The 14,612-nt window shown below is 42.9% G+C and carries 10 protein-coding genes and 1 tRNA gene; 5 read left to right on the top strand and 6 right to left on the bottom strand.

The genetic code is table 11. The annotated features are described in order from the left end of the window. Positions 1-149 precede the first annotated feature (149 nt). From BLS65_RS06320 to BLS65_RS06300, 5 genes are all read right to left on the bottom strand, one after another. Entirely contained in the window at positions 150-2,339 is a 2,190-nt protein-coding gene (locus tag BLS65_RS06320) for a glutamine synthetase III family protein (protein ID WP_092437065.1), read from the bottom strand. A gap of 184 nt (positions 2,340-2,523) precedes the next feature. After that, on the bottom strand, positions 2,524-3,894 hold the full coding sequence (locus BLS65_RS06315) for a dipeptidase (RefSeq protein ID WP_092437063.1): 1,371 nt from the start codon (positions 3,892-3,894) through the stop codon (positions 2,524-2,526). Between the two features lie 4 nt (positions 3,895-3,898). Then, entirely contained in the window at positions 3,899-4,492 is a 594-nt protein-coding gene (locus BLS65_RS06310) for a DUF3109 family protein (protein WP_092437061.1), read from the bottom strand. Beyond that, complete coding sequence (gpmI, locus tag BLS65_RS06305; RefSeq protein ID WP_092437059.1) at positions 4,493-6,016, bottom strand: 2,3-bisphosphoglycerate-independent phosphoglycerate mutase; 1,524 nt, start codon at positions 6,014-6,016, stop codon at positions 4,493-4,495. A 189-nt stretch (positions 6,017-6,205) separates the two neighbouring features. Continuing rightward, positions 6,206-6,278 (bottom strand) — tRNA-Phe (locus BLS65_RS06300). Between the two features lie 243 nt (positions 6,279-6,521). Here BLS65_RS06300 and BLS65_RS06295 point away from each other — a divergent pair. The 5 genes from BLS65_RS06295 (at position 6,522) to BLS65_RS06275 (ending at position 10,864) form a co-directional block, all read left to right on the top strand. Beyond that, on the top strand, positions 6,522-7,745 hold the full coding sequence (locus tag BLS65_RS06295) for a M16 family metallopeptidase (protein ID WP_092437057.1): 1,224 nt from the start codon (positions 6,522-6,524) through the stop codon (positions 7,743-7,745). 5 nt (positions 7,746-7,750) lie between these two features. Continuing rightward, positions 7,751-8,392 carry an O-methyltransferase gene (locus tag BLS65_RS06290; protein WP_092437055.1) on the top strand — a complete coding sequence of 214 codons (642 nt, stop codon included), beginning with the start codon at positions 7,751-7,753 and terminating at the stop codon, positions 8,390-8,392. 57 nt (positions 8,393-8,449) lie between these two features. Next, complete coding sequence (locus BLS65_RS06285) at positions 8,450-9,319, top strand: MerR family transcriptional regulator (protein WP_092437053.1); 870 nt, start codon at positions 8,450-8,452, stop codon at positions 9,317-9,319. A gap of 264 nt (positions 9,320-9,583) precedes the next feature. Then, positions 9,584-10,087, top strand: coding sequence for an RNA polymerase sigma factor (locus tag BLS65_RS06280; RefSeq protein ID WP_092437051.1), 504 nt, complete (start codon positions 9,584-9,586; stop codon positions 10,085-10,087). A 207-nt stretch (positions 10,088-10,294) separates the two neighbouring features. After that, positions 10,295-10,864: a hypothetical protein gene (locus tag BLS65_RS06275; RefSeq protein WP_092437049.1), complete on the top strand. Its 570-nt coding sequence runs from the start codon at positions 10,295-10,297 to the stop codon at positions 10,862-10,864. A 115-nt stretch (positions 10,865-10,979) separates the two neighbouring features. Here the strand turns inward: BLS65_RS06275 and BLS65_RS06270 are convergent, their stop codons facing one another. Then, a complete protein-coding gene (locus tag BLS65_RS06270; protein ID WP_092437047.1) occupies positions 10,980-14,612 on the bottom strand; it encodes a sensor histidine kinase in 3,633 nt (1,210 codons plus the stop codon).

The raw sequence follows: 14,612 nt of genomic DNA, 5'->3' as shown, positions 1-14,612 counted from the left end.
TCAATGATTCTAAAATGGAAGTTATGCTCAGAAAAAAGGAAGTTTTTTATTGTGCGATTTTGAAGCCTAAAAGAACCAAACCCCGAAAGGTTTTATTGCATTGAATACGCAATGAAACCTTTCGGGGTAAATAATTATTTGGTAGTGGGCTAGTGTAGAAAAAGCAATTCGCGATACTTTGGCAATGGCCAAATTTTATCATCCACAATCAGTTCTAGCTTGTCGATGTGGTAGCGAATATCTTCTATAACTGGATTTATCTCCTTTGAATATAGCGTTGCCCGTTCGAACACGTCGTTATTTTGATTAATCTCCTTTCGTTTTTCCACTAAATTGATGGTGGACTCTCGGATTTGACGAATATGCTCTGATATTTTCCTGATACTTAGCAGTTGTGTCTCGGCTAATTTCAGATAATCTCCAGTTGGGAACAACTCTTTTAATCCCTTAACGTTTTCGATTAATACGTTTTGGTACTCGAGTGCTGTAGGAACAACATGGTTTATGGCCAAGTCGCCCAATACCCGTGCTTCAATTTGGAGTTTCTTGACAAATGTTTCGTTGCGTATCTCAAATCGGGATTCAAGTTCGCGCTCCGATAGGACTGAATAATCGTTGAACATCTTTACCGAACCGGGCGATAGGAATGATTTAAAAGCCGTTGGGACGTCATTAATCATTGGTAATCCACGTTTTGTGGCTTCGTCTTGCCATTCTTGGCTGTAGCCATTGCCCTCGAATCTGATTTTTTTGCACTCCGCAATCACGGTTCGTAATACCTGAAGAATTGCCTCGTCCTTCTTAACACCCTTTTCAATCAAGGCCTCAACTTGGAGCCTAAAATTGTGGAGTTGTTCGGCAACTGCTGTATTTAGCGCTATTAATGGCGCTGCAGCACTTCCAGAGGAACCCATTGCTCGTAATTCGAATCTATTTCCGGTAAAGGCAAATGGAGATGTGCGGTTGCGATCGGTATTATCTAAAAGAATTTCCGGTATTTTTCCAATATCTAGTTTGATCTCGGTTTTTTCACCTGGCGTCATCTTTTTATCGCTTACACGCTCCTCGAGCGAGTCGAGCATAGCCGAAAGGGTGGTGCCAATAAATACAGACATAATGGCGGGAGGTGCTTCATTGGCTCCAAGGCGGTGCGAGTTCGATTGACTGGCAACGCTGGCCAAAAGTAACATACCATGCGTATCAACAGCTTTCATAGTGTTCACTAGGAAAGTGAGGAATTGGATGTTTGAACGGGGATTTTTACCAGGCGACAGAAGGTTTACGCCGGTATGGGTGGCCATGGACCAGTTGCAGTGCTTTCCCGATCCGTTAACTCCCTTGAATGGTTTTTCATGAAAGAGTACGCGCAGCTTGTGCCTGCGGGCCACCTTATCCATTACTGACATTAGGAGGAGGTTGTGGTCCACGGCTAGGTTGGCTTCTTCAAATATTGGTGCACATTCAAATTGGTGCGGAGCCACTTCGTTGTGGCGTGTTTTTACGGGAATGGATAGCTTGTAAGATTCAAGTTCCATCTCCTTCATGAATGCCCCAATCCTGTCTGGGATGGAACCAAAATAGTGATCCTCTAGCTGCTGGTCTTTTGCTGCGACATGTCCCATTAGGGTGCGTCCGGTAAGCAGTAGATCGGGACGGGCAATAAACAAACCTTCGTCCACTAAGAAATACTCTTGCTCCCAGCCAAGGGTCACGTTCACTTTTTTTACGTCTTTGTCGAAGAGTTGGCAAACTTGGGCTGCCTCTGTATCAAGGGCCAACAGGGAGCGCAAATGGGGTGTTTTAAGATCGAGCGCTTCTCCGGTGTAGGAGATAAATACGGTGGGAATACAGAGTGTTCCGTCTAACACAAATGCAGGCGAGGAGGGATCCCACGCAGTATAGCCGCGTGCCTCAAACGTATTTCTTAATCCACCACTTGGAAATGATGACGCATCTGGTTCTTGCTGAACGAGCAGCTCACCTCGGAATCGTTCAATTGCGCCACCCCCTTGCTGCAACTCAAAAAACGCATCGTGTTTCTCCGCAGTGGAATCGGTAAGTGGATGAAACCAGTGGGTGTAGTGAGACGCTCCGCGCTCGAGTGCCCACACCTTCATACCTGCCGCCACCTGATTCGCAATTTTACGGTCAATCCTACGACCTTCATCAACTGCAGCAATTACGCTTTCGAAGGCTTCCTCCGAAAGATACTGCTTCATCTTAATACGATCGAAAACATTAATTCCAAAGATATCAGAGATTTTGCCTTCAGTAGGACTCAACCTTGATGGTTCTCTGCGAAGCAACTCTTCCAGTGCTTTTTCTCTTAGTGAAACCATATGCGTTTTTTTGGGGGTTATGGTACAAAAATATGTAAAAAAACAGACACTACCCCCCTGTTTTGTGTTATAAAAGTTAAAATGTAGCAAAAAATTCAAACACCCCTATGTTTTTGTGGGGCGTGTTACGAAAAAAGGCGATTCTTTCGAATCGCCCCCCCCCCCAAAAAAAATCGTAGTGATACTATTTTTTTATTTCTGCAAAATATTTGTAGAAAAGAGGAATGGTTTCTATCCCCTTGTAGAAATTTTCGATCGGGAAATTCTCATTTGGTGAGTGAATGGCATCGCTTTCGAGTCCAAATCCCATCAGTATAGACTTAATTCCTAGGATTTGTTCGAAAGTAGAAATGATTGGTATGCTGCCACCGCTGCGGGTAGGAATTGGTTTTTTTCCGAATGATTCGATGTATGCCTTTTCTGCTGCTTGGTATGCAGGGAAATCAATTGGGCATCCGTAGCCTTGTCCTCCATGCAGTGAGGTTACTTCAACCTTAACTGAACCGGGGGCAATACTTTCGAAATGCTTTTTAAACATTACCGCAATCTTCTCATGATCTTGGTTGGGAACCAATCGTGTTGATATCTTGGCAAACGCCTTGGAAGGGAGCACTGTTTTTGCACCTTCGCCTTCGTAACCACCCCATATTCCGCAGACATCGAAGGAGGGACGAATGCCCGTACGCTCGGTGGTGGAGTAGCCTTTTTCGCCCATTAGTTCCGTGACTCCAATGGATTCCATGTAGCGTTGATCGTCAAAAGGTGCCTTGGCTAGCATCGCACGCTCCTCTTTCGATATTTCTACCACGTCGTCGTAGAATCCAGGCATGGTTATTCTACCATCTTGGTCGGTCATGGAGGCAATCATTTTTGCCAGTACGTTTATTGGGTTAGCAACTGCACCTCCAAAAATTCCGGAGTGTAGATCGCGATTTGGTCCGGTAACTTCAACCTGCCAGTAGGCAAGTCCTCGCAGGCCGGTTGTAATCGATGGCATATCGATGGAGAGCATGCCGGTGTCCGAAACAAGGATGATATCGGCCTTTAGCATGTCTTTATGGGTTTCGCACCAATTGGCTAGGCTGGGCGATCCAATCTCCTCTTCACCCTCAATCATGAATTTTACATTGCAAGGCAAGGTGTTGGTTTTCACCATAAGTTCGAATGCCTTTGCATGCATGAATGCTTGGCCCTTATCGTCATCGGCACCACGTCCCCATATCTTTCCGTCTTTAATAATGGGTTCGAAAGGTTTGGTATTCCATTTTTCGATGGGGTCTACCGGCATGACGTCGTAATGGCCATAGACCAGAACTGTTGGAAGTGCAGCATTAATTATCTTTTCTCCGTAAACCACGGGATTCCCATTAGAGGGCATAACCTGAGCTTTATCGGCTCCGGCAGCTAGGATTGCATCCTTCCAGTATTGTGCTGCTCTTTCCATATCGGGTTTGTTTTCCGAAAGGGAGCTGATGGATGGAATCCTCAAAAGCCCGAATAGTTCGTCTAGAAATCGTTGCTTATTAGCCTCAACGTAGTTTTTTATGTTTTCCATAGTGTTATCTATTGGTTGTATTATTTCGTTCTTGATCTTTTAGCATGCTAGCGGCCTCTTCAAGTTGGGTGTAGAATTCTTCTCCAAATCTACGAATAATAGGTTCTTTTAGGAACTTATATACGGGGATTCCTTCCTTGTTGCCTAGAATTACAGCCTGCTTGCAAATATCCCATCGGTCATAGTTTACGGCAATAATGTCGGCAAACTTTTTAATGCGAATTGGATATAAGTGGCACGATATCGGTTTTAAATAAGTGGTTTTATTCGCCTTAAATGCCTTTTCAATCCCACAAAAACTAATACCGTTTTCTTCAACACAAAAGGCACACTCTTTTCCATCTATTAAAGGGGTGGTTAACTCTCCTTCAAAATCGGCAACCGCCACACCTTGTTCTATGATAGCTTTAATGCCTTCTGGTTTAAGGAATGGAAGAATTTTTTCTATCTCCTCTTCGAGGATTGCAATCTCTTCCAATTCGAGTGGTGCTCCTGATATTCCATGAACGCAGCAGGCTCCAAGACATTTTGGAAGATCGCATATAAAACATTCATCCAAAACGGAGGTGCCTACTACCTTGTCATCAATTTGAATCATCTATTCAGTAATAAGAATTTTTCCATCCATCTCAGCCGGTTGTTTCAATCCCAATATTTTAATAATAGTGGGGGCAACGTCGGCAAGAATGCCATTCTGAACCTTTTTGTATTTATCGGAAACGAGGATAAACGGTACAGGATTGAGTGAGTGAGCGGTATTTGGCGATCCATCGCTATTAACGGCATTGTCGGCATTGCCGTGATCAGCAATAATGATTACCGAATACCCGTGAGCTTTTGCGGTTTCAACGACCTCGTTTACGCAGGCATCAACTGTTTCCACTGCCTTTACGATTGCTGGCCACACCCCGGTATGACCTACCATGTCGCCGTTGGCAAAGTTAAGGCATACAAAATCGACATCTTCCTTTTTGATTTCAGCCACAAGAAGGTTCTTTACCTCAATGGCGCTCATTTCGGGTTGAAGGTCGTAGGTGGCAACTTTAGGTGATTGCACCATTAATCGGTTTTCGTTTTCGTAGGGCAATTCGCGACCGCCGGAGAAGAAGAAGGTTACGTGTGCGTATTTTTCTGTTTCGGCAATGCGAAGTTGTTTTTTACCAGCGTTGGATACTACCTCTCCAAGAGTATTGATTAGGTTGTCCTTGTCGTAGATCACGTGAATGCCCTTAAATGTCTCGTCGTAGTTGGCCATAGTCACGTAGTGCAATGGAATTGTTTGCATTCCATGCTCGGGCATATCCTTTTGGGTTAGGACGGTGGTCATTTCGCGTAAGCGATCGGTGCGGTAGTTGAAGCAAATCACTACGTCGCCAGCCTTTATTTTCCCAATAGGTTCGCCTGCTGCATTCACGCGAACTACGGGTTTAATAAACTCATCGGTTACTCCTTCGGCATAGGAATCCTTCATCGATTGGATAATGCTGTGGGACGCTATGCCCTTGCCGTCAACCATAAGGTCGTAGGCGATTTTTACTCGATCCCAACGTTTATCCCTGTCCATGGAATAGTATCGTCCTACCAAGGAGGCGATGGTTCCGTTTGATTCCTTTAGATGGTTTTCCAGACTGGTAATAAAGCCAAGTCCGCTCTCAGGGTCAGTATCCCTTCCATCGGTAAATGCGTGAATAAAAACATCCTTTAATCCATAATCCTTGGTGATGTCGCAAAGTTTATAGAGGTGCTTGTCGAGCGAGTGCACCCCGCCGTCGGAAACAAGTCCAAGAAAATGAACCGCCGCACCTGTATTCTTGGCGTAGGTGAAGGCCTCTACCAGCGCCTCGTTTTTGGCAATGGTGTTCTCTTTGCATGCTTTGTTTATTCGAACAAGATCTTGATAAACAACTCTTCCTGCTCCAATATTGAGGTGACCTACCTCGGAATTACCCATTTGTCCATCGGGGAGACCAACGTCTTCGCCGCTAGTAAGCAGCTGAGCGGTTGGGTATGTTTTTGCCAAATAATCCATATAGGGGGTTTTGGCGTTATAAATTGCGTCGGTATTGTCTTTTTTTCCGATACCCCACCCGTCGAGGATCATGAGAACTAGTTTCTGATTCATAACAAATAACTTATGTGAGAGATATTAACAGTGGTTCATTCCTTTTGTTTTGCCGTAGAATCTAATTCATAGAGGCATAACTGCCATATTAAGGACAAGGTGCAAAATTACTTTTTTAGGTTGGGATACCAAAATGGAATTGTGGGAGGGGGTAAAAAAGAAAGAGCCCGAAGAAACGTCTTCGGGCTGTGGTGCCACCAGGAATCGAACCGGGGACACAAGGATTTTCAGTCCTTTGCTCTACCAACTGAGCTATGGCACCGCTCTCAATTGCGATGCAAAAGTATGCAAAATTTTATAACAGCCAAACTCCAGTCTATTTATTTTTCGAAAAATCTCAATAAAAATGGGATGCCTGAGTCGTTTGTGAGATTAACCATCTTATTTAAAAATGGTTGCGTGTGTAAAAAAAACGTTGTGTTTTTAATTTATTTCCCAAATCAGAACAGGTTTCCATTTCATTAATCATTGCTACCTTTGCTCTTCTAAAATTAAACGATAATCCATGCAGGAATTTGACATCCTGACCCTGAGTAACGGCATTAGGTTCATACACTGGCGCAACGCATCGAAAATAATACATTGCGGTATTACCATTAATACAGGTACCCGAGATGAATTTGAAAATGAACATGGGCTTGCCCACTTCATTGAGCATGTGATCTTCAAGGGCACCACTCACCGAAAGGCCTACCACGTAATTAGCCGCCTCGAGGATGTTGGGGGCGATTTAAATGCCTATACAGCCAAGGAGGAAACCTGCATTTATGCAACCGTATTGGCCAACGATTTTGAGCGATCGGCTGAGTTGATCTCGGATATTCTGTTTAATTCCACCTTTCCCGAGCGGGAATTGGCCAAGGAGAAGGAGGTTGTATTTGACGAAATTAACTCTTACAAGGATAGCCCTGCGGAACTTATTTTTGATGACTTTGAGGAGCAAGTATTTGCAAATGCACCTATTGGTCGGAATATTTTAGGCACCAAGAAGAACCTTAAAACGTTTACAAAGCAGAGTATTCAAACGTTTATGCAGCGCACCTACAATACCGATCAAATGGTATTCTCCTCGGTTGGGGATATTCCATTTAGTAAGGTAAAGAAGGTGGCCGAGAAATATTTTGGGGGCTTTCCGGCCAATCCAAGATTGTTTACTCGCACCCCTTTCAATGGATATTCTCCATCTGTAATTGAGAAGCATAAATCGACCTACCAAGCCCATTGTATTGTTGGCAATTTAGCCTACGATCTGAAAAACGAAAAGAGAATTGCATTGCATCTACTCATTAATATCCTTGGTGGTCCTGGAATGAATTCACGGTTAAATCTTTCGCTTCGCGAGCGACATGGGTTGGCTTATAATGTGGAGGCATCTTATACCCCTTATTCCGATACAGGGATAGTTTCTGTTTACTTTGGCACGGACAAAGAAAACATCGATAGAAGTATGAGCATTGTCCAAAAGGAACTTACTAAAATAAGAACGGTAAGTATTAGCGATTTGCTTCTCTTTAAGGCTAAAAAGCAACTCGTGGGTCAGTTGGCAATTGCTGCCGAGAGTAATGAAGGGCAAATGCTGTCGATCGGGAAGAGTTTGCTGGTGTACAATTCCGTCGATAGCCTCGAAGAGGTGGCTCAAAAGTTAGAGACGGTTACGGCTATGGATTTGATTACTACTGCCAATGAGATTTTTGCACCGACACAACTTGCAACTCTTATATTTAGGTAAGCCAAATGATTCAGAAGGATAGGGACCTTGAACGCTATATTTTGGAACACACCAAGCCGGAAGATTCTTTGCTTGTGGAGTTGGATCATGTAACGCATCTACGTACAGTTCAACCACGTATGCTTTCTGGCCATCTGCAAGGGGTAGTCCTAGAAATGATTAGCAAGATGGTGAAACCCTATAGAATTCTTGAGATAGGGACATTCACTGGATATTCGGCAATCTGTCTTGCAAAGGGACTAGCTACCGGAGGGATACTGCATACCATCGAAGTGGATGACGAGATGGTGCCCATTGCACAAGAGTATTTTGATCGGTCGGAGTGGCGTAATTGCATCAAGCAGCATGTAGGAAGTGCACTGCACATTGTTCCGATGTTGGGTGAGGAGTTCGATTTGGTTTTTATCGATGGAGACAAGCGGGAGTATATTGAATACTATAATACTGTTTTACCTTTTGTAAAGACTGGTGGATTTATTCTTGCAGATAACGTTTTATGGGATGGAAAAGTTTTGGAGAAAGATCCCAAAGATGCCCAAACAAAGGGCATTGTCGATTTCAACCAATATGTAAATTGCGATTCGGCTGTTGAGAATGTACTGCTTCCTTTTCGGGATGGTTTAATGCTGCTCAGGAAACTTGATTAAAAGGTTGAACAATTGCTTTATTCGAAGTGTTTAATAAGCGAACAAATTATCTGCAACATGGCAACATACTCAATTAAAGACCTTGAATTGCTTACGGGCATTAAGGCCCACACTATTCGTATGTGGGAAAGACGGTATGCAATTGTTGAGCCTGCACGAACACCAACCAATATACGATATTACAGTGACGACAATTTGAAGAAGTTGCTGAATATCTCCATTCTCAACAGTTGCGGGATGAAAATATCTATGCTTGCTAAGCTTTCGCTGGATGAGTTGGTTAAGAGCGTCTCGGAGGTGATGGATAAGCACAAGAGCCCTGGTTTGCTTACCGATCAGCTCATTGTATGCATGGTGAACTTTGATGAAAAGGGATGTGCCGAGTTGCTAAATGGGAGTATTGCCGTAAATGGTTTTGATTTTACTTTGCAAAAAGTAATATTTCCCTTTCTCGATAAGCTTGGAATTATGTGGCAAACGAGCAAAATCCTTCCGGCACATGAGCATTTTGCCACTGGTTTGATCCGAAAAAGATTGTTTTACGAAACTGAACTGCTGGGGCCAAACAAGGATAACCTACCGCAGATTATTTACTTTTTACCCGAAGGTGAGTTTCATGAAATTGTACTACTTGGGCTGAACTATTTTGGGAGAGCCAAAGGGATTTCTACTCTCTACCTTGGGCAGTCGGTGCCAATTGAAGATGTAATAACTATTGGAAAGCAGTTGAAGCCCAAAATGTTTGTGTTCTCCGCAATACTTCCTCAACCTCAAAAGTTAGAACTTTTATTAAAGGAACTGGCTACTAACTTCCCTCTTTCTACGCTCGTGGGAGGTGGTTCTGCTTTGGATGAGGTGAAGCGAAAACCGCGCAATTATGCAAAGTTGACCTCCTTTGTCGATTTTCAAAAAACAATCACTATTTAGGTGATGTCGCAGAAAACCAGCGAGTTTAATCGATAATACTGGTTTTTACGCGTCCATTTTATCTCTCTTATTTTTATTTAGAATCAATTTAGACGAACACATGGAGGGCCCTAGTATTAGGGCCTTTTGCGTGTTTGTTATTTAGAATGCTCGTTGATTATCATTCATTTGGCGATGTCGATTTGCTTTTGTGTTCATGCATGTTGTATATTTGTTTCAACATCAAGATAGACTATTTATAAATAACAAATACATCCTATAGCTATGACAGCAGTACAATTCCACACTCAGCTCATCGATTTAGAGTCAAACCTTGAGAGGTTTGCATACAGCCTAACGATGAATAAAGAAGATGCAAAGGATTTGCTACAGGAAACATACCTAAAGGCGTTGATGTATCAAGATAAATTTGAGGATAACACCAACCTAAAGGCATGGACCTTCACGATAATGAAGAATACCTTCATTAACAACTATCGTAAGACAGTTAAGCAAAACACAACGTTCGATTCGAGCGACAACCAATACCTCATGAACTCCAGGCCCGATAACTACACCAACCCGGAAATGGAGTATTCTCACAACGAGATCAGCAAGAAAGTAGACCAACTGGAGGACGAGTTCCGAATTCCTTTTCAGATGCACACCTCTGGCTTTAAGTATAAAGAGATTGCTGAGGAGTTGAATCTAAAGATTGGCACGGTAAAGAGCCGAATTTTCTTTTCTCGACAAAAGTTGATGAAGACACTAAAGGATTACGACAGGTAGTTTTTACCGAATTGTTTTTTGAGAGCCTCGATTAAAATCGGGGCTTTTTTATGCCGGTGCGTAGTCGTTTAATGAGGAAAGTTCGTCTTCAAATAGTAAAACTGTTCGATTATACTGGTCTATTGGAATATATGGGAATGAATTATTTTATCGCATTTGTTGCTTTTTCATCGAAAAAGTTTGTAATTTTTACAAAAAATTAGACCCATGGAAATCTCAGCAAATTCTCCTGTAAAGTTTGGCCTGTTAGGTAAGTCTTTTTTGACTTCACTTGCCATTATAGTTATTGGATGTCAAGTTGTTATGGCGCAAGCCGATCCGCAAATCCAAAAGTTAGAGGCAAAAGTGGACGCAACAAAACTGAAAGTTGAGGCGGCTGATGCCAAGATGTTCTCTGCTGATAGTCTAATCCAGGCTGGAGAGCAGTTGATTGCAGAAGGCGCTGGGGATATAAAAACAATCTCTAAAGAGGATAAGGATGTTCAAAAGTCCTTTTCAAACGAGATGAAACCAATTGAGAAGGCGCTGGGATCGAGGGACAAGGATGAAGTTAAGCAGGCAAAGGCCGATATGAAAGAGTTAAGTGGTAAGATGAAATTGGAGGTGAAGGCCCTTGATGCGCGCTTCAAGGAGTCACAAAAAAAGGTAGAATCAGGAACCAAGATGATGGAAAAGGGCAAGGAGAAGTTGAAAGTTGCGAAGGATGCGAAGAAACTTGCTGATGCAGCCTATAAGGATGCAGAGAAAGCTCTTGAAAAAGCGATGAAAGGAAAATAATTACCTGAACCTAACCTAGAAATAGGCCATCCTTAAGGATGGCTTTTTTATTTCCACGTGAATGGCCATATTCTTGAATTGCTTAGAGATACGGTTGACTTTTTCGCCTTTTAGATTATAATTTATCGGTGTGAGGCGGTAATAACGGTATCTGTATAAAGAACGTCGTTCCAGCGTTCATTTTACTTTCGAACCAAATTTTACCTCCTGATTCCTCAATAGTTTTTCGAACAAGGACTAATCCTAATCCTGTTCCACTGCTCTTGGTCGTGAAGTATGGCTCAAATATGTGCGGTTGGAGGTTGGTAGGAATGCCATAACCATTATCGGTTATACTCATCTGAACCAAGTTGTCGACAATTATTAGCGAAATGGTCACTTTCTGAATTTTCACTTCCGAGGATGCTTGCAGTGCATTGGCCACTAGGTTTGTGAGTGCCTTTTGCATCAATTCCTTATCGGCAAATACGAGTGGCTTTATTGTTGTATTTTCAGTATTATTTTCGAATTGGAGTGGCTGTCCACCAAAGAGCGATATCGTGTTTTCAATAAACTCAGCCATGTTTAACACCTCAGAATTGTTTCCCACATCCGTTGCTATGGCGCTGAATTGGCTGGCTGTTTTGGCAAGAATATCTACCTGTTCGAGGAGCATCTTGGAAAAGTCATAAAAACGTTGGTCCCAATCGGGTGCTCCGTCTTTCTTAATGCGGACAAGCTGTTGAAGGCTCAACTTTATTGGCGTTAATGGATTTTTTATCTCATGCGCTATTTGTCGTGCCATCTCGCGCCACACTTTCTCTTTCTCGCTCTGTGCCAAAAGTTGGGCACTATTGGATAGTTCAGCGGCCATTCGATTGTATTCCTTAACAAGATATCCAATTTCATCGTTATCGCGATACTCCAGCAGTTCGGGTTGGCCGGCAATGCTAGTCTTACGCATCGCGAGTTTCAATACGTGAAGTGGCTTGGATATATTGAATGCGGCAAAGTAGCCAAGCAAGCCTGCCATTATTGCAAGTAAAAGATATGTATTGGCAATTCGACCCACAAGGTTCAGTGTCTCTTGTCGTATCTCATTTTCTCGAATAAAGTAGGGCAGGTTCAGTATGGCAATTATATCACCACTCTTATTCAACAAAGGTGCGTACGCTGAGGTGAATTTTAGTAAGCCAATTTGCTCTGTAACTAGGACAAAATCGCGCTTCTCTTCCATTATGGCTGTGAAGGCGGTTGGGTTTATCCAATATCCCTGGAGCTTATTGCTGAAAACCTCGTGGCGTGACGTTCCCATTAAATCACCTGTGGGGGAATATATGTTAAGGTCCGCATATAGAATATTTGAGGTGGCAATCATGCTGGAATCAATCATGCCGGGGCTCCATACGGCTTCAATTTGCTGTGCTGTTGGTTCGGTTAACGTGACAGCCGAACGCATCTTTTCTGTAATTCCTTGTTCAATTGTTGTTTCTTGGCGCGATAGACCATAGCCCAACGAAATTGTGCCAACGGCCAGCATGGAAATAACCATTAGCGACACCGACAACCGTTGGATGCGCTTTTGAAGGGTAAAAATGTTTCGTTGGCTTTTACTCCGGCGCCGAAAGACAATTCTAACAAGAATGTAGGCGCCAAGAAAGATGTAAACCAACGGTGAAAGGAGGAAAAGAAGGGAGGATTTCTCTTCAGACACCACAACAATTTGTTGGTTATCATTGCGCTGGATTACATGGTTGTAATTTCCATTATCTATATTGCTATTCCGTTTGAAGTATTCGGGTCGTTTGAGTGGGTATGGGTATTTGCCTACCTTCATTTCGAGCTTACTATCGCGGTATTTGGCATAAGAAACATTCGTGGGTAAATCGGTCGAGGAATCTTTTGCCTTGTTGGATAATAGGCTGGGATAGCCAGGGAGGTTTAGTGTTGCTTTAGAGTCAATTTCAATGGCAAGAAAATTCCTGCCACCCTTGCCATCGTTATATCTACCAAGGAATAGGTAGCTAATGCGACCATTGTTGTTATTTAAAAAGTAGAACTGCTCTGCTACAATTGGCCGGCCAATGAGTGTGGCCATTTCTACAAAAAAGTTTTGGCAGTCAACTTTTTTGGGTGTATCGTTAACAATAAGCTTCGATCCTCGTGGACAAGCAGTAATTTGGAGGTCATACTGGGCTGAGAAATCCTTGAAGTAGGTATTTCTTACATATCGATTAATCTCGCTGAGGGATTGCGGAACTTTTTTAAGTAATACCGTGATGGTGGAGTCGTTCTCGATGGCACTTATACGTCTTTTGATCTTTGACTCCAGATTTAAGTCTTGGTCAACCGCCAACTCTTTTGCAATATTCTCGAGGGTCTTTTGGGTATTAATATGGTTATCGTTGATCAGTTGTAGCGAAAGCACTACGCTGATCACTATTGAAAGATAGGTAGGGATTAATTTTGTTGTTGCATTACTTTTGGAGCCTAATGCGATGAGAAGGGGTAGAAGCAAGGCCCCCGTAACTCCAATCATCCTATCGAAGGGTGTATTATACGGTAGAAGCGAGATGAGCAGAGCCGAGAGTAGTGCAATACCACCCAGAACAATGGTTGTGGTTTTGGCCTGAATGACCAATCGCAGCGCAACTTTTACCAGAAGAAGCATTACCCATCCTAGGGAAACAATGGTCAATAGTCCAATTAGGCTGGGTGCCCATTCAATGGCGCTTCCTTCGCCAATTGGGCCCATAAGAGCGAGCAGATTGCTAAGTAATAGTTGCGATAGTCCTGCCGTGAACGCAGCAAGCAACAATAGCAGGCTTGGGAAAACAATACCTTTATTGGAGTCGTTCCATCGGGCTAGCCGTTTGGCTTCTAATCCAGAGACAAAAACTGGAATCGAGAAAACCGTTATAAATGCGATTTGCAGCAGTTTTCCTATGTCAGTAAGTTCGTGGTTGAACAGCCAAGGTGGAAGACCTTTTACGAGTTCAGGATAGTTAATTATTGTTGCATTTACAATAAGGAAGAAAATTACTGGAGCCGCAAGCAGTTTTAGCCACCAGAATTTTAACCAATCGAATGCTCTCAGCAGATTATTTGCCGAAATGGAAATGGCCAAAAGAGAAAAAATCACCAACCACCCCAGTTTCTTTTCAGAGCCTTTGTTTGGAAGTAACGAATATACGGTCTTGCCTTTACTCTTTATTTGGAATTCGGTAGGCTTTGCTAGAGAAATATTATTAAAGGCTATGGATTCCGGAACTGTTTTTGCTTGGAGATATTTGTTTTTAATAATGAATCCTGTGGATACTTTTATTGCCGAGATAAAGTGTAGTCCGAGCGTATCTTTTGTGTTGCAGAGGTAAACCCCGCCAGTTAAGGCAACTGGTTCACTATCATAGTTTGCAAACGGGTTGAATTCGTCCGGTCCCGGTGAACTGTTGCTCCATGCAATGATCTTTCCGTTTTTATAGATTGCAAGGGCGATATCATTTTTAACCAAGGATTGCAGCCGTTCGTTAAGAGCCATGGATAGGCTTGGGCTCTTTACAAATAGTGAATCGGAAATAATTGTATCAATGGTTTCGTCAGTAATCGATATTCTGTTGCTCAGCGATGTCTCAATCCGCTTTTGTTCGTAGGAATAAATCGAGGAGGCGATGCTATCTCTCCATGCATAAAGAGCCAATAAAATCGTGGCGACCAACAAGAGTATGCAGGTCCAAAGGATTTGTTTTGTTTTGCAGTTTTTGGCTTTCAT

Source organism: Williamwhitmania taraxaci (assembly GCF_900096565.1).
GTDB lineage: Bacteria > Bacteroidota > Bacteroidia > Bacteroidales > Williamwhitmaniaceae > Williamwhitmania > Williamwhitmania taraxaci.
Note: the sequence above shows the minus strand (reverse complement) of the source record. Positions and strands in the feature narration are given on the sequence as shown.

Coding starts and splice junctions, on each gene's coding strand:
- BLS65_RS06320 (WP_092437065.1), bottom strand. CDS start 2,339: ATGGTTTCACTAAGAGAAAAAGCACTGGAAGAGTTGCTTCGCAGAGAA.
- BLS65_RS06315 (WP_092437063.1), bottom strand. CDS start 3,894: ATGGAAAACATAAAAAACTACGTTGAGGCTAATAAGCAACGATTTCTA.
- BLS65_RS06310 (WP_092437061.1), bottom strand. CDS start 4,492: ATGATTCAAATTGATGACAAGGTAGTAGGCACCTCCGTTTTGGATGAA.
- gpmI (WP_092437059.1), bottom strand. CDS start 6,016: ATGAATCAGAAACTAGTTCTCATGATCCTCGACGGGTGGGGTATCGGA.
- BLS65_RS06295 (WP_092437057.1), top strand. CDS start 6,522: ATGCAGGAATTTGACATCCTGACCCTGAGTAACGGCATTAGGTTCATA.
- BLS65_RS06290 (WP_092437055.1), top strand. CDS start 7,751: ATGATTCAGAAGGATAGGGACCTTGAACGCTATATTTTGGAACACACC.
- BLS65_RS06285 (WP_092437053.1), top strand. CDS start 8,450: ATGGCAACATACTCAATTAAAGACCTTGAATTGCTTACGGGCATTAAG.
- BLS65_RS06280 (WP_092437051.1), top strand. CDS start 9,584: ATGACAGCAGTACAATTCCACACTCAGCTCATCGATTTAGAGTCAAAC.
- BLS65_RS06275 (WP_092437049.1), top strand. CDS start 10,295: ATGGAAATCTCAGCAAATTCTCCTGTAAAGTTTGGCCTGTTAGGTAAG.
- BLS65_RS06270 (WP_092437047.1), bottom strand. CDS start 14,612: ATGAAAGCCAAAAACTGCAAAACAAAACAAATCCTTTGGACCTGCATA.